Source organism: Streptomyces sp. Q6 (assembly GCF_036967205.1).
GTDB lineage: Bacteria > Actinomycetota > Actinomycetes > Streptomycetales > Streptomycetaceae > Streptomyces > Streptomyces citrinus.
Window position 1 is genome coordinate 6,862,743 of sequence record NZ_CP146022.1, and the last position, 15,369, is coordinate 6,878,111.

The following is a 15,369-nucleotide window of genomic DNA, read 5'->3' on the forward strand; positions in this document are numbered from 1 at the left end:
GATGAGTTGACGGCCCCGTGCGGGCTCAGGCGGCGCGGAACTCGTGCGGCAGCCAGCCGAAGGACTCGGCGCTCGGGGCGTCGCCCGGCTTGTACTCCAGGCCCACGTAGCCCTCGTAACCGGCCTTCTTCAGCTGGTCGAGCAGCTCGTCCAGCGGCAGCGATCCGGTGCCCGGCGCACCGCGGCCCGGGTTGTCCGCGATCTGCACGTGCGCCGTCTTGTCGGCGTAGGCGCTGATGACCTGCGGCAGGTCCTCGCCGTTCATCGACAGGTGGTACAGGTCCATCAGGAACTTGGCGTTGCCGAGGCCGGTCGCCGCGTTCACCTTGTCCACGATCTCGATCGCCTTGGGGGCGCTCACGATCGGGCACTTCGGCGACTCGGGCTTGTTGAGGGCCTCGATGAGCAGCACGGCGCCGACGCGGTCGGCCGCGCGGGCCGCAAGGACCAGGTTCTCCAGGGCGAGTTCGTCCTGTACGGCCTCGTCCACGCCGTCGACGCGGTTGCCGTAGAGCGCGTTGAGCGCCTTGCAGCCGAGGGACTGCGCGAAGTCGGCCGCGACGTCGAGGTTCGCGCGGAACTTCTCGCTCTCCTCGCCGGGGATCGACAGGGCGCCCCGGTCCGGGCCCGGCAGCTGTCCCGCGTAGAAGTTCAGGCCGGTGAGCTGGACGCCGGCGTCCTTGATCGCGTCGCGCAGGGCGTCGAGCTCGGACCGCTCGGGTACGGGGGCGTCGACCCAGGGCCACCACAGCTCGACCGCCGTGAAGCCCGCCGCGGCCGCGGCCGCGGGGCGCTCCAGGAGCGGGAGTTCCGTGAAGAGGATCGACAGGTTGACGTTGAAGCGGTGGTCTGCGGCTGTGCTCGATCCGAAAACGGGCATCGGGGTCGGCGCTCCCTTCCGATGTGGTCTCGTCGGATGTGATCGGGTGAGCTTCCGCATTACGGAAGTTCGTTTCTGCTTGATGGAAGGTTGCCTGCGGTCCGGGGGAGCTGTCAAGAGGGGCTGCCGGAAAACCGCCGATCGGCATTAGGTTGAGCGCGTGCGATTGAGAGTGGAGTTCACGACCGAGCCCTTCGACCTGGACGAGGCACCGCCGCACGCGGTGGTCGCCCGGGACGTCATCCAGGGCGCAGACCTCGACGCGGTGGACGTCGGCCCCTTCGGCAACACCGCCGAGGGCGAGGCCGACGGTGTGCTCACCGCGGTCGACGCGCTGCTGCGCAAGGCCCTCGCGGCCGGGGCCACCCGGGTCTCGCTCCAGGTGAATGTGCTCGGCGACGAGTCCGGGGAGGGCGATAAGTGACCGGGCCCGTTGGTAATGCTTCCGACGCCTCCGACCCCTTCGTCAGGGCGGTCAAGCCGCTGGTCGACGCCATGGGCGGCGAGATGCTGCCGCCGCGGGAGGCGGGCCAGGACGACGTCGTGCTGAGCTGGGAGGGTGTCGACGTGATAGCCGTCCGGCTGCCCCAGCTGGCCGACTCGCTCGATCACATCCTGGCGGCCATGGAGCGCAAGGAGGGCAAGCCCCTCGCCGAGCTCGACCGCAGGGAGAAGCAGGAGGTCGTCCGCGTCCTGGAGGCGCGCGGCGCGTTCTCCGTGCGGCACGGCGTCGAGACGGTGGCCGGCGCCCTCGGCGTTTCGCGCTTCACCGTCTACAACTACCTGAATCGTGAGAAGGCCCCCTGACCTGGGCGAACCTCCGCACCCCCGAACCGCCGTCCGTTCACCGGGCGGCGGTTTTTGTCACTCCAAGTTTTCAACAAAGTGTTGACGCCGTGTTTCCGAGGGCGTTAGCTATCCGCAGCCCGTCCAGCACAAGGCCACGGAGGCACCCCGTGACTTCAGGTTCGTCAGCCACGTATCGGGGGCTCACCCGGTTCAACGCCTCGGACGAGAGCGCGGCCCAGGCCGAACTCCACGAGGTGTGTGCTTCATCGGCGTGGGGGAGCAAGATCCTCGCCCAGCGCCCCTTCGCCACCAGCGAGTCCCTCTTCGAGGCCAGTGACGCCGCGATGGCCGAACTGACCGCCGACGACCTCGCCGAGGCGATGGCGGGACACCCGCCGATCGGCCGCCCGAAGCCCGGCGACCCGACCTCGTCCCGCGAACAGCGCGGCATGGCAGGGGCCTCCGAGGAGCTCAAGGCACAGATGCTCGAACTCAACCTGGCCTACCAGGACCGGTTCGGGCACGTCTTCCTCATCTGCGCCACCGGCGCCACCGGGGAGCAGATGCTCGCGGCGCTCCAGGGCCGGATCGGCAACACGCCCGACCAGGAGCGGGAGATCGTCCGCGCCGAACTGGGCAAGATCAACCGCATCCGCCTGACCCGCCTCGTAGAAGAAGGGGACCACGCCTGATGAGCACCGAGACCACAGCGTCGGTGTCCACGCACATCCTGGACACCAGCATCGGACGCCCCGCCGAGGGCGTCGCCATCTCCCTTGCGGCGCGCGCCGGTTCGGGCGCCGCGTGGGCCTCGCTCGGCGGCAGCGCCACCGACGCCGACGGGCGCTGCAAGGACCTTCCGGCGCTGCCGGAAGGAACCACCCACGTACGCCTCGACTTCGAGACCGAGGCGTACTTCGACACCCAGCAAGCCGATGCGCAGCAGGACGCCCCCGCGAATCGGGACAGCGGCACGACCGGAGCGTTCTTCCCGGAGGTGGCGATCACGTTCGCCGTCACGCCGGGCGAGCACTACCACGTACCGCTGCTGCTCAACCCGTTCGGCTACTCCGTTTACCGAGGGAGCTAGCAGACATGCCCACGATCCTGGGACAGAACCAGTACGGCAAGGCGGAGAACCGCGTTGTCAAGATCACGCGGGACGGCGACACCCACCACATCAAGGACCTGAACGTCTCGGTCGCCCTCAGCGGTGACCTCGACGACGTCCACCTCACCGGGTCGAACGCCAACTGCCTGCCGACCGACACCACCAAGAACACCTGCTTCGCCTTCGCCAAGGAGCACGGCATCGAGTCGGCCGAGGCCTACGGCATCGCGCTCGCCCGGCACTTCGTCGACAGCCAGCCGTCCATCCACCGGGCGCGCATCCGCATCGAGGAGTACAGCTGGGAGCGGATCGCCGGATCCGACGCCGGCTCCAACTTCATCGGCGCCGACGAGGTCAAGCACTCCTTCGTCCGCAAGGGGCAGGAGACGCGTCTGGCGCAGATCACGTACTCCGCCGAAGGCGCGGAGGGGGCGAAGTTCGAAGTCCTGTCCGGGCTCAAGGACTTGACCGTGATGAACACCACGAACTCCGAGTTCTGGGGCTTCATCAAGGACAAGTACACGACGCTCCAGGAGGACTACGACCGCATCCTCGCCACGTCGCTCTCCACGTGGTGGCGGCACAGCTGGACCGGCGAGACCGAAGAGGGCGGCGCGCGCCCGCCGCAGTGGAACAAGTCGTACGAGCAGGCCAAGAAGCACATCCTCCAGGCCTTCGTGGAGACGTACTCGCTGTCGCTCCAGCAGACCCTGTTCCAGATGGGCTCGCGCGTCATCAACAACCGCAGCGAGATCGACGAGATCCGCTTCTCCGCGCCGAACAAGCACCACTTCCGCCAGGACCTGTCGGCGTTCGGCCTGGAGAACGAGGCCAAGGACGGTGCCGTGTACTGGGCCGCCGACCGCCCCTACGGCCTGATCGAGGCCACCATCCTGCGGGACGGCGCCGAGCAGCGCATCCCGGTCGACATGACCAACCTCTGACGCCTCGGGCGTAGTTGACGCGGTAGCGCACCCCCGTCCACCCGCAGTCGGCGGGGGTGCGCCGCACCGGAGGGAACATCGCAATGGCAGTGCCAGCAAAGGGGCCGGCTGAAGCCGAGGGCCCGTGTTCTGACTCTTCTGACCCGGCGGGGAGCACCTCGCGACAGGTGCACCCGGTGGACGAAAAGCTCCACGCATCGCGGCTCGTCCCCGCCGCACTCCAGCACATCGCCGCCATGTACGCCGGCGTCGTCACCCCTCCGCTCATCATCGGCCAGGCCGTCCGCCTCGACACCGCGGGCCAGACCCGGCTGATCGCCGCCTCGCTGCTCATCGCGGGCGTGGCCACCCTGCTCCAGACGCTCGGCGTGAAGGGCTTCGTCGGCAACCGGCTGCCCTTCGTGAACGCCGCGTCCTCGGCGGGCATCGCGCCGATGCTCGCCATCGCCGAGACGAACGCGCGCGGCGACCAACTCCCCGCCATCTACGGGGCGGTGATGGTCGCGGGCGTCTTCTGCCTCGCCATCGGCCCCTTCTTCGGACGGCTGCTGAGGTTCTTCCCGCCGCTCGTCACCGGTGTCGTCATCACCCTCATCGGAGTGACGCTGATGCCCGTGCCGGTCGGCTGGGCGCAGGGCGGTGACAAGACGTCCACCGACTACGGCGACATGCGCTTCCTCGCGCTCGCCGGGTTCACCCTCGTCGTCATCCTCCTGATGCAGCGCTTCGGGCGCGGCTTCGTCAAGCAAGTCGCCCTGCTCTTCGGCCTGTTGATCGGCACGCTGGCCGCGATCCCGTTCGGCATGGCCGACTTCTCGTCGCTGAGGTCCGCGCCGGTGGCCGCGCTCCCGACGCCGTTCGCCTTCGGCGCACCGGAGTTCCAGCCCGCCGCGATCATCTCGCTCTGCCTCGTCATGCTCGTCCTGATGACCGAGTCGAGCGCCGGCATGCTGGCCATCGGGGAGATCTGCGAGCGCGACTGCGACGGCCGGACCATCACCCGCGGCCTGCGCACCGACGGCATCGCCACCTTCCTCGGCCCGGTCTTCGGCGGCTTCCCGACCTCCGCCTTCGCGCAGAACGTCGGCGTCGTCTCGCTCACCAAGGTACGCAGCCGGTACGTCGTCGCCGTCGCGGGCGCCACCCTGATCGTCCTCGGCGCGTTCCCGGTGCTCGGCGCGGTCGTCTCCATGGTGCCGATGCCGGTCCTGGGCGGCGCGGGCATCGTCCTGTTCGGCTCGATCGCGGTGAGCGGTATCCGTACGCTCTCCGAGGCCGGCCTCGACGACAGCTCCAACATCATCCTGGTGGCCGTGTCGCTCGGCGCGGGGATCATCCCGCTCGCCGCGCCCACCTTCTACGCCGACTTCCCCGCCTGGGCGCAGACCGTGCTCGGCTCCGGCATCAGCGCCGGCGCGCTCGTCGCCGTATCGCTGAACCTGTTCTTCCACCATCTCGGCACCCGTGGCAGCGCCGGCGCCGCCGCGGCACTCAAATCCTCCTAGGGTCCTGCCGTGCCCAATCGCCACTCACGCAATGAAGGAAGCACCATGGCACCTTCTACGGCTAGTTCCACGGCTTCTCCGGCAGCCCGCATCGTCATCGAGAACGTCGCCATCGCGACCGTCGACACGCACGACACCGAGTACGCCTCGGGACACATCGTCGTCGCCGACAACACCATCGAGTCCATCGGGGCGGGCAAGGCCCCCGAAGGACTCGAGAACGTCGTACGCCGTATCGACGGCACCGGACACCTCGCCACACCCGGCCTGGTCAACACGCACCACCACTTCTACCAGTGGATCACCCGCGGCCTCGCCACGGACCACAACCTGTTCAACTGGCTGGTGGCGCTGTACCCGACCTGGGCGCGCATCGACGAGCGGATGACGTACGCGGCGGCGCAGGGCTCGCTCGCGATGATGGTCCGCGGCGGCGTCACCACCGCCATGGACCACCACTACGTGTTCCCGCAGGGGTCGGGCGACCTGTCCGGGTCGATCATCCGCGCCGCCTCCGAGATGGGCGTGCGCTTCACCCTGGCCCGCGGCTCCATGGACCGCAGCGAGAAGGACGGCGGACTGCCCCCGGACTTCGCCGTCGAGACCCTCGAAGGCGCCCTCGCCGCGACCGAGGAGACCGTCAAGAAGCACCACGACGCCTCCTTCGGCGCGATGACGCAGATCGCCGTCGCGCCGTGCTCCCCCTTCTCCGTCTCCACCGAACTCCTCAAGCAGGGGGCCGAGTTGGCCCGCCGCCTCGGTGTGCGCCTGCACACCCACGGCAGCGAGACGGTCGAGGAGGAGAAGTTCTGCCACGAACTGTTCGGCATGGGCCCGACCGACTACTTCGAGTCGACGGGCTGGCTCGGCGAGGACGTGTGGATGGCGCACAGCGTCCACATGAACGACTCCGACATCGCCGCGTTCGGCCGGACGAAGACGGGTGTGGCCCACTGCCCGTCCTCCAACGCCCGTCTCGCGGCGGGCATCGCCCGCGTCCCCGACATGCTCGCCGCCGGTGTCCCGGTCGGCCTCGGCGTCGACGGCACCGCCTCCAACGAGTCGGGCGAACTCCACACCGAGCTGCGCAACGCGCTCCTCATCAACCGCCTCGGCGCCCACCGCGAAGCCGCCCTGAACGCCCGTCAGGCGCTGCGCCTCGGGACGTACGGCGGCGCCCAGGTCCTGGGCCGCGCGGGCGAGATCGGTTCCCTGGAGGCCGGCAAGCTCGCCGACCTCGTCCTGTGGAAGCTGGACACGCTGGCCCACTCGTCCATCGCCGACCCGGTGACCGCGCTCGTCTTCGGCGCGGCCGCACCGGTCACCCTCTCCCTCGTCAACGGCAAGCCGGTGGTGGAGAACAGCCGCCTCCTGCACGTCGACGAGGACGCCATCGCCCGCTCCACGCGGGACGAGGCGCAGCGCCTCGCGCGGATCGCCGCGCAGGACTGATTCCCGAAATCTCCGGTCAGGGGGGACGGCCCCTGACCGGGGACTCGAGCTGCCGAGCGGGCAGTTCGAGTGCCGCCCCGGAACGTGGCCCAAAGCCTCACGTTCCCGGGGCGGTGCGTACTACCTGAAGCACGACCTGGGCGCACAACAACTGAACACCGAGCACCACAGCACCTTGCACCACCTCCCAGAAGCGAAAAGCGCCGGCGACCGCCCGGGGCTGGAAAACAACCGGAGGAGCCGCCGTGGCGACGACGCCCAGGTTCACCAAGCAAGGCACCACCCCCGCCGAGGCCGCAGAGGCCACGACGGGACATACCAAACATCCGGTCGACGAGACCCTGCCGCCGCTGAAGATGGCGACGACGGGCCTCCAGCACGTCGCGGCGATGTACGCGGGTGTGGTCGCGCCCCCGCTCATCGTCGGCGCCGCGATCGGTCTGAGCGCCAAGGAACTGACGTTCCTCACCGGCGCCTGCCTGTTCACGGCCGGCCTCGCGACCTTCCTCCAGACTCTCGGCGTCTGGAAGATCGGCGCCCGGCTGCCCTTCGTGAACGGCGTGACGTTCGCGGGCGTCGCCCCGATGCTCGCCGTCGTCGGCTCGACGAAGGACAAGGACGACGCGCTGCCGATCATCTTCGGCGCCGTGATCGTCGCGGGTGTGCTCGGCTTCATCGCCGCACCCTTCTTCTCGAAACTGGTCCGCTTCTTCCCGCCGGTGGTCACCGGCACGGTCATCACCCTGATCGGTGTCTCGCTGCTGCCGGTGGCGTTCGGCTGGGCGCAGGGCCCCAACACCCAGGCGCCGGACTACGGTTCGATGAAGAACCTCGCGCTCGCCGGCCTCACCCTCGTCATCGTGCTGCTGATACGCCGCTTCACCTCGGGCTTCGTCAAGCAGATCGCCGTCCTGCTCGGCCTGGTCGTCGGTACGGTCGTCGCGATCCCGTTCGGTGTCACGGACTTCTCGCCGATCGGTGAGGCGGACATCGTCGGCTTCCCGACGCCGTTCCACTTCGGCGCCCCGCAGTTCGCGGGCGCGGCCATCGTCTCGATGATCGTCGTCATGGTCGTCTCGATGACCGAGTCGACGGCCGACATGCTCGCGCTCGGCGAGATCGTCGACCGCCCCGCCGACGAGAAGACCATCGCGGCCGGACTGCGCGCCGACACCCTCGGCTCGGCGATCAGCCCGCTGTTCAACGGCTTCATGTGCAGCGCGTTCGCCCAGAACATCGGGCTCGTCGCGATGACGAAGATCCGCAGCCGCTTCGTCGTGGCGGCCGGCGGCGGGTTCCTCGTCCTGATGGGCCTGTGCCCGATGGCGGCCTCGCTGATCGCGGTCGTGCCGCGCCCGGTGCTCGGCGGCGCGGGCGTGGTGCTCTTCGGCTCGGTCGCTGCCAGCGGCATCCAGACCCTGGTCAAGGCGAACCTGGAGAAGGACAACAACGTCCTGATCGTGGCCGTGTCGCTCGCCGTCGGCCTGATCCCGATCGCGGCGCCGGAGTTCTACCACGCGTTCCCGGAGCGCGCGAAGATCATCCTCGACTCGGGCATCTCCACCGGTTGTGTGGCGGCGGTCGTCCTGAACCTGCTGTTCAACCACATCGGCCGCACGAAGGAAGCCGACGACGTCACCTCTCCCATGGAGTCGGGCGACGCCATCGCGGAACAGCGGGTGGGATCGACCGCCGCCGGCGTGCACTGAGGTCTCGTGACGGCGCTGCCGTCATCCCGCAAGTCCTCGACCGATCAACCGAGTTGTCGCCCTCCGTCGAGCCCTGTCCCGGGCGGCGGAGGGCGATGCCGCGCGGTCAGGGGCGCCTCCGGACCGCCTGTGTCGATGTGGTCCGGGGGAATCGGAGTGCGGCGGGCGGCGTGCCGAGGCAAGATCGACCACATGTCTGCCACCCCCGCCACCCTGCCCGACCCGACCGTGCTGCACCCCATGCCCGGCCAGGAGCGGGTCGTGCTCCTCAAGCCGCTGATCACCTCGGAGCTCATCGAGGTGGGCGAGTTCTCGTACTACGACGATCCGGACGCGGCCACCGAGTTCGAGACCCGCAACGTCCTGTACCACTACGGCCCCGAGAAGCTCCGCATCGGCCGCTTCTGCGCGTTCGGCACCGGCGTCCGCTTCCTCATGAACGGCGCCAACCACCGGATGGACGGCGCGTCCACGTTCCCGTTCCCCATCATGGGCGGCTCCTGGGCGGAGCACTTCGACCTGATCACGGGGCTGCCGTCGCGGGGCGACACGGTCGTCGGCCACGACGTCTGGTTCGGCAACGGGGTCACGGTCATGCCGGGCGTCACCGTCGGCCACGGCGCGGTGGTGGCCACCGGCACCGTCCTCACCGAGGACGTCCCGCCCTACGCGATCGTGGGCGGCAACCCGTCCCGCGTGATCCGCCACCGCTTCGACCCGCCCGTCGTCGACCGCCTCGTCGAACTGGCCTGGTGGGACTGGCCGTTGGAGACCATCACCGAGCACCTGCGGTCGATCATGGCGGGGTCGGTGGAGGAGCTGGAGCGCGTACGGCCCGCGGGGGCCTGAACCGGTTCCACCGCGTCAGCGCCATCGGCGGGATCAACCGGCGCCCGGCCCCCGGTGCAGCCGGTCGCGCACCTCGGCGGCCACGGTGTACGTGTCGCCGCTCGCGCGGACCGGCAGCGTCCCTGGGTGGCGGATCCACGCCTCCTCCAGCGCGAACCAGTCCGGGACATGCGGGGCGCGCCCCGCGTCGAGCGCGGCACGCAACTCCCTGAAGTACGTCTCCCAACGCCTGCGGTACAGCCCGCCGACGAGCCCCGCCCACTCCCGGTTCGCGTAGTCGTGCAACCCGGCCTCGGCGCCCGCCCGCGTCCCCCACACCGTCACCAGGGACAACTGGTCGTACGCGAGCCGCTCTCGCTCCGCGTCACCGGCACCCCAGGCCCGCGCCTGCGCGACCCAACTCCCCAGCAGATGACGGGGATCGGTGCGCAGCAGCCGGTCGAGGAGGTCCATCAGGGCGAGCCAGTCGCGGGTCAGCCGGTCGAGACCGGCTGCGTCCCCGGCGTCGTACGCCCCCTTGATCCGGGGGAGGAGCGCCCGGCTGCGGTTCGAGAGGCACTGGCGGGCCACGTCGAGCAGGTCCGTGCGGTACGCGGAGGAGTTCCGCAGCTCCCCGCGCACCGAAAGGAGATGGCCGAGCGCCTTCTCGAACTCGCTCCCGTCGTACCGCAGTCGCTTCGGTGACCAGGTCGCGGCCGAGCGGGCGGTCAGCGAAGGGCGGGCGCCGAACAGGCCGTCCGCGCCCTCCGCCCAGGAGTCCGCCCGCGTCGTGCCGTACGCGGTGCGCCGCAGTACGTCCCACGCGGCCACGGCGTGCCGGTCGTGGGCCCCGTACCGTGCGACGGACCAGTCCGTGAACCAGCTCGTCAGATCCAACGCGCCCTCCTGCCAAGCGAGTTCGGAGAACAGCTCGAACGCGGCCGGGTTGTTGTCGGCCGCCTCGGGGAGCAGCGCTGTACCGCGCAGGGCGCTGCCCGGCTTCGTACGCCACCGGGGGTAGAGCCCGGCCCAGTCGGGGGTGTTCGCGCCGAGCGCCGTGTGGCCGCCGAAGTTCCCGATGGAGCCGAACGCGTACGGGGTGCCGTCCCAGTCCGCCTCCCGGTCCGTCACCGTGGGGAAGCGGTCCGAGAGGCCGTCGACGACGAGCATCCGGCTCCGGTCGACGGCGTCCACGAGCGCCTTCGGCGGGTTGCGGCGCCAGCCGAGGATCACCCAGAGCGCGTCCGGATGCGCGGTGCGCAGCGCCTTCTCCACACCGCGCGCCGCGTCGCCGACCGGTACGTCACCCGGGTCGCCGCCCTCGTGCAGCAGGTCCATCCGGAACATCCGGGCCGGGCCGAACATCTCCTCCTGCGCGCGGTAGAACACCGCCGCGACCTCCGCGAAGTGCGAGCCACGAGGGTCGAGCCAGTCCGGTCGCCGGTACCCGTACCAGTCGCCCTGCTTCACCACGTGGGCGCCGGAGTTGCGCGCGGCGAAGCCCGGCGGCACCGTCCCGTGGTAGCCGGGCAGCACCGGCTCCATCCCCAACTCTCGTACGCGGTCCGCGATCCGACGCCCCAGGCGGGCCCGCGCCGCGAGCAGGCCGGACGGCACCGGGCCGCCCGCCGGGCCCGCCATGTTCTGGAGCAGCCACCACGGCTGATGCGCGGGAAGCGGGATCCACGACCGCAACTCCTCGTCCCCGTAACCGAATCGGCTCAGGACCCGGTGGTACAGCGCGTCGGCGCCGACGTGCACGAGCACCTCGTTGAAGCCGTGCAGCGCGAGCACGTCCAGCTCGCGCTCCCAGTACGCCCAGTCGTGGTACGCGCCGGTGTAGCCGTCGTTGGTGTCGTTCAGGACGAAGCGGTGCGGGACGTTCGCCCGGCCGATGAGCGGGTGCGGCGGTGCGGGCAGGGTGGCCGGGAGGTTCAGCTGCTCACCGGCCCAGGAGATGTTCGCGTGCGTGACCCGCATCAAGTACTGGCGGAGTCCGGCGAGTTGGACCGCCGGAGACGTCCCCGCGATACGGATCGCGCCGGGCCGCCCGTCGACGCGGAAGCTGTCGCGCGGACCGGACAGCGTACGGAAGCGCAGCTGGTCGGCCCGGTCGCCCAGCAGGCGGCGCGCCGCGTCGGCCGAGGCGACGGAGGTGCCTGCAGGGTCCGGCACGGCGTCGTCCCTCCGGCCGGGGGCGCCACCGGCGCCGCAGGACACCACGGCCGACCCGGCGACCGCGGTCAGGAATGTGCGACGAGCCAGGGGCATGGTCCGTGCATACCCGGCGCGGCGGCCGGCGGAGCCGTGCCGCACCGAGCGTTCAGGAACCGTTCACCGCTCGGGACGTCGCGTCGAGTGCGGATCCCGCCGTGCACGGGGTGGCCGCGGGCAGACGGCCGCTGACGAACGCCGTCGGGGCCACGCCGAACAGGGCGCGGAACTCGGCCGCCATGTGCGACTGGTCGTAGTACCCGGTGGCCTGGGCCAGGCCCGCCCACGGCACCTGCGCCGGCTCCCGCTCGACGGCCCCCGCGAGCAGCTGCCTGGCCCGCTCGATCCGGGCGAAATGCTTGGGGGAGACGCCGATGCCGTCCGTGAACAGGTTCCGCAACTGACGCTCGCTGACCGCCAGTTCACGCGCCACCTCGGTGACCGTCGCCCGGCGCGGACGGTCCGGGTGCGCCGACAGGGCGTCCACCGCCGCACGCAGCAGTGCCCCGCGCGAGCGGTCCACCGGGGCGGGCGACGCGAACGCGCCGGGCAGCAGCCGCGCCAGCGCCGCGAGCACCTCGTCCTCCGTCGCGTCGCCTCCCAGGTCACCCAGCGCGCGGGACATCCCGCCCGTCAGCGGGCCCGGCAGCTCGGCGAGCGGCACGGTCCGGCCGACGACCTCACGGGCCGGCACCCCGAGCAGCGGCCGCGCGGCGCCGGGCCTGATCCGCAGGTCCAGACAGAGCGGCAGCCGCTTGCCGGTGCTGTACACGGCCCGGGTCCGCGGCCCGACCACCATCACGTCGCTCCCGCCGCCCGGCCGCGTGCGCAGCACAAGCCGCACCGCCGCGTCCGGCATGTGCGCCGCGGAACGCGGCCCCTCCGCGGTGGGCACCGTGACCCCGACGTCACTGATCCACGGGCGCAGCGCGGCGGGCGGCTCGACCAGACGCGTCGGCACCTGGGAGGCCCCGGCCGCTGTCCTGATCGCCAACTGCCGTGCGAGATCGGTACGGGAAGGCTCGGTCACCGTGGTCACCGCCCCACGGTAACCAGCCCGCCGGGCGTTCGGGGCGGCGAAAGCGTGCCGGAATTTCCTATCCGCCGCCCGGGGCGCGGCGGCACCGTGGCACGCATGATCCTCATCACCGGTGCCACGGGCACCATCGGCAGTGAAGTCGTCCGCCTCCTCGCCGCGCGCGGCGTCCCGCACCGGGCCATGACCCGCGATCCGGCACGCGCCACGTTCGGACCCGGCACGGAGGTGGTGCGCGGCGACTACGACGACCCCGGCTCGCTCACGGCGGCTGTCACCGGCGTCGACGCCGTCTTCCTGGTCAACGCGCCGGGCACCGCCGCGCCCGGCGTCCACGACAAGGCGCTCCTCGCGGCCGCCGAAGCGGCGGGTGTGCGCCGCGCGGTGAAGCTCTCGGCCATCGGCACCGGTGACCCGCGCTCCGGCAGCTTCAGCGGCTGGCACGCCCCCGGCGAGCAGGCCCTGCGCGACGGTCCGCCGGAGTGGACGGTGCTCCGCCCGACCATGTTCGCGTCGAACTTCCTGTGGTGGGCGTCGTACATCAAGGAGTCCCGCCCGGTGCCCGACCAGTACGGCGGCGGGCGGCAGAGCGTGATCGACCCCGTGGACATCGCCGCCGTCGCCGTCGAGGCGCTCCTCGGGGACGGCCACCACGGCCGCACGTACACGCTGACCGGGCCGGAACCGCTGTCTGTGGCGGAGATGACGGCGATCGTCGGGAAGGTGATCGGCCGCGACCTCACGGTGCGCGACCTGACCCGCGCGGAGTCACGGGAGTTCCTCGTCGCGAGCGGCATCCCGGAGGAGTTCGCGGACGGTGTCCTGGAGGGTCTCGACTTCGTACGGACGGGCGGGAACACGACCGCCACGGACGACGTCGAACAGATCCTCGGCCGCGCGCCGCGCGCCTTCGAGGACTGGGCCCGCGACCACCGCGACGCGTTCGCCTGACCGACCAGCCGGTTCCGGGGGCCGAGCTCGCCCTAGAGGCCGAAGACGGACGGGTCCGACGCCAGCTCCTCGAAGACCTCCCTGGGGTCCTTGAGGAGCTTGCGCTCGCTCAGGTCCAACAGGCCGCCCACGGCGGTCACTTCGGCCGACACCGTGCCGTCGGTCTTGCGGATCGTCTGCCGGATGCGGAACACCTTCCCCTCGCTCCACTCGAAGACGCACTCCACGTCCATCTCGTCACCGGCGCGCAGCTCCCGCAGGTAGCGGATGTTCGTCTCCAGGGCGACCGGCCCCACGCCTCGGGCGAGGAGGTCCTGCTGCTCGATGCCGCCGCGCCGCAGGATCGACCAGCGGGCGTGCTCGGCGTACTGGAGATACACCGCCTGGTTGAGGTGCCCCTGCGTGTCGGTCTCGTATCCGCGGACCTCTATCCGCACGGAGAACGGCTCTTCCACGACATTCCCTTCGACAGTCACGGATGGTCGACGTGTGCTGCTGCGTGTACTGCGTGTGCTGCGTGCTCTGGTGCCGCGTACGGTGTGCTGCTCGTGCGGACCGGGTGCCGCGCCGGCCGGTGGTTCACGTCCGGCGGGGGGACGCCAGCAGGTACCGGCCGCCGCCCCGCGTCTCCTTGTGCTCGCCGTGCTCGCTCACCTGCCACCCCGCCGCCCGCAGCGCCTCGGCGCAGGCCGCCAGCTCGCCGGGGTCCGGGTGCCGGACGGCGACCGCCTCGGGCTGCGGGGTCTCGCCCACCCGGTAACCGGGGGCGTCGCCGCTCGCCGGGGTGCGGCCCGCCGCCTCCAGGGCGAGCGCCGCCGCGTGCGCGAGACGGCCCCGCTCCCAGGCGCACGGCCGGTCCGTCGCGCCGTCCGGATTCGTCATCCGGCGTATCTCGAGCAGCCCCTGCCAGGCGGTCCGCACCTCGCGGGTCCGCGCGGGCGAGGCGACGGCACCCGGTTCACCGCCGAGCCGTGCCGTGAACACCCCGCCGGGCGCGGCCGGGGCGGGCTGCTCGGGCGGCGCCTGCTCCGGCTCCGCCTCGCGGATCCGGTGCCCCTCGGGTGTCAGGAAGTGGTCGTGCGGCGGCCGGGGATGGCGGAAGGCCAGCTTCAGGGTCACGAGCCGCGCGAGCTGGGTCTCGCTGCCGCGGATCCGGCCCGTCTCCGGATCCGCGGCCTCGATGATGCGCCGCTGCACGGCGGTCGGTGGTCTGGTCATCGGACACCCCCGTCTCGTGGGACCAGTGGAAACCCCTGCCGACGATGGTGCACGACGGCACTGACAACGCGGCCGCGGCCGGAGCCCGGTGACCGGCTCCTACGGCCGCAGGTTCCAGCCCGAGATCACCGGACGGCCGTGCTCCGTGCTCAGCCGGCTCACCGTGCCGGTCGCCAGCAGGAAGTGGGCGCCGCCCGACGGCGGCAGCCCGAGCCGCCGCGCGGTGAGCACCCGCAGGAAGTGACCGTGCGAGACGAGGACGACGCTGCCCTCGTTGTTCGAGAGCGCCGCGTCGACCTTGGACAGCATCCGGTCGGCCCGCGCGCCCACCTCCTCCGGCGACTCGCCGGGGTGCTCGGGCGGCCCCGGCGGCACCCCGTCGTCGAACAGGTACCAGTCGGGGCGCGTGCGCTGGATCTCCCGCGTGGTCACGCCCTCGTAGGCGCCGTAGTCCCACTCGCGCAGGTCCGGATCCTCCGTGTACCGCTCCAGCCCGGCCAGCTCGGCGGTCTCACGGGTGCGCTGGAGCGGGCTCACGAACACCGCTCCGATGTGATAGCTGCCGACGAGCGGCGCGACCCGGCGCGCCTCCTCCTTCCCGTTCTCGGTGAGCGGGATGTCGGTCAGGCCGGTGTGCTGACCGGTCAGTGCCCATGCGGTCTCGCCGTGCCGGACGAGAAGGAGATCTCCCAAGGTTCACGCCAATTCATGAGGATGCGGTCAGGGCCGTGA

The 15,369-nt window shown here is 71.3% G+C and carries 16 protein-coding genes; 10 read left to right on the forward strand and 6 right to left on the reverse strand.

The window, feature by feature from the left end:
• Positions 1-25: 25 nt before the first annotated feature.
• Positions 26-880, reverse strand: coding sequence for a TIM barrel protein (locus tag V2W30_RS31775; protein WP_338701941.1), 855 nt, complete (start codon positions 878-880; stop codon positions 26-28).
• Positions 881-1,040: 160 nt separating this feature from the next.
• On the opposite strand from V2W30_RS31775, the gene V2W30_RS31780 reads away from it, so the two are divergent.
• From V2W30_RS31780 to V2W30_RS31820, 9 genes are all read left to right on the forward strand, one after another.
• Entirely contained in the window at positions 1,041-1,304 is a 264-nt protein-coding gene (locus V2W30_RS31780; RefSeq protein ID WP_338701942.1) for a hypothetical protein, read from the forward strand.
• A gap of 71 nt (positions 1,305-1,375) precedes the next feature.
• Complete coding sequence (locus V2W30_RS31785; RefSeq protein WP_338703841.1) at positions 1,376-1,687, forward strand: helix-turn-helix domain-containing protein; 312 nt, start codon at positions 1,376-1,378, stop codon at positions 1,685-1,687.
• Positions 1,688-1,836: 149 nt separating this feature from the next.
• Positions 1,837-2,361: a 2-oxo-4-hydroxy-4-carboxy-5-ureidoimidazoline decarboxylase gene (gene uraD / locus V2W30_RS31790; RefSeq protein ID WP_338701943.1), complete on the forward strand. Its 525-nt coding sequence runs from the start codon at positions 1,837-1,839 to the stop codon at positions 2,359-2,361.
• Positions 2,361-2,759 (forward strand): hydroxyisourate hydrolase, encoded by a 399-nt coding sequence (uraH, locus tag V2W30_RS31795; protein ID WP_338701944.1) that lies wholly within the window; start codon positions 2,361-2,363, stop codon positions 2,757-2,759. Before uraD ends, uraH begins: the two co-directional genes overlap by 1 nt.
• A 5-nt stretch (positions 2,760-2,764) precedes the next feature.
• Positions 2,765-3,724, forward strand: coding sequence for a factor-independent urate hydroxylase (gene pucL, locus V2W30_RS31800; protein WP_338701945.1), 960 nt, complete (start codon positions 2,765-2,767; stop codon positions 3,722-3,724).
• Positions 3,725-3,807: 83 nt separating this feature from the next.
• Complete coding sequence (locus tag V2W30_RS31805; protein ID WP_338701946.1) at positions 3,808-5,229, forward strand: nucleobase:cation symporter-2 family protein; 1,422 nt, start codon at positions 3,808-3,810, stop codon at positions 5,227-5,229.
• 45 nt (positions 5,230-5,274) lie between these two features.
• Positions 5,275-6,681, forward strand: coding sequence for an 8-oxoguanine deaminase (locus V2W30_RS31810; protein ID WP_338701947.1), 1,407 nt, complete (start codon positions 5,275-5,277; stop codon positions 6,679-6,681).
• 356 nt (positions 6,682-7,037) lie between these two features.
• Positions 7,038-8,390: a nucleobase:cation symporter-2 family protein gene (locus tag V2W30_RS31815; protein ID WP_338703842.1), complete on the forward strand. Its 1,353-nt coding sequence runs from the start codon at positions 7,038-7,040 to the stop codon at positions 8,388-8,390.
• 192 nt (positions 8,391-8,582) lie between these two features.
• Positions 8,583-9,239, forward strand: coding sequence for a CatB-related O-acetyltransferase (locus V2W30_RS31820; protein ID WP_338701948.1), 657 nt, complete (start codon positions 8,583-8,585; stop codon positions 9,237-9,239).
• Positions 9,240-9,272: 33 nt separating this feature from the next.
• Here V2W30_RS31820 and V2W30_RS31825 read toward each other — a convergent pair whose 3' ends face one another.
• Positions 9,273-11,489: an alpha-N-acetylglucosaminidase gene (locus tag V2W30_RS31825; RefSeq protein ID WP_338701949.1), complete on the reverse strand. Its 2,217-nt coding sequence runs from the start codon at positions 11,487-11,489 to the stop codon at positions 9,273-9,275.
• Positions 11,490-11,541: 52 nt separating this feature from the next.
• Positions 11,542-12,471 carry an AraC family transcriptional regulator gene (locus V2W30_RS31830; protein WP_338701950.1) on the reverse strand — a complete coding sequence of 310 codons (930 nt, stop codon included), beginning with the start codon at positions 12,469-12,471 and terminating at the stop codon, positions 11,542-11,544.
• 96 nt (positions 12,472-12,567) lie between these two features.
• On the opposite strand from V2W30_RS31830, the gene V2W30_RS31835 reads away from it, so the two are divergent.
• Entirely contained in the window at positions 12,568-13,419 is an 852-nt protein-coding gene (locus V2W30_RS31835; protein ID WP_338701951.1) for an SDR family oxidoreductase, read from the forward strand.
• A 32-nt stretch (positions 13,420-13,451) separates the two neighbouring features.
• Here the strand turns inward: V2W30_RS31835 and V2W30_RS31840 are convergent, their stop codons facing one another.
• The 3 genes from V2W30_RS31840 to V2W30_RS31850 form a co-directional block, all read right to left on the reverse strand.
• Entirely contained in the window at positions 13,452-13,874 is a 423-nt protein-coding gene (locus tag V2W30_RS31840) for a thioesterase family protein (protein ID WP_338701952.1), read from the reverse strand.
• A 124-nt stretch (positions 13,875-13,998) separates the two neighbouring features.
• Entirely contained in the window at positions 13,999-14,637 is a 639-nt protein-coding gene (locus V2W30_RS31845; RefSeq protein WP_338701953.1) for a hypothetical protein, read from the reverse strand.
• 99 nt (positions 14,638-14,736) lie between these two features.
• On the reverse strand, positions 14,737-15,330 hold the full coding sequence (locus V2W30_RS31850; protein ID WP_338701954.1) for a histidine phosphatase family protein: 594 nt from the start codon (positions 15,328-15,330) through the stop codon (positions 14,737-14,739).
• Between the last annotated feature and the right edge of the window lie 39 nt (positions 15,331-15,369).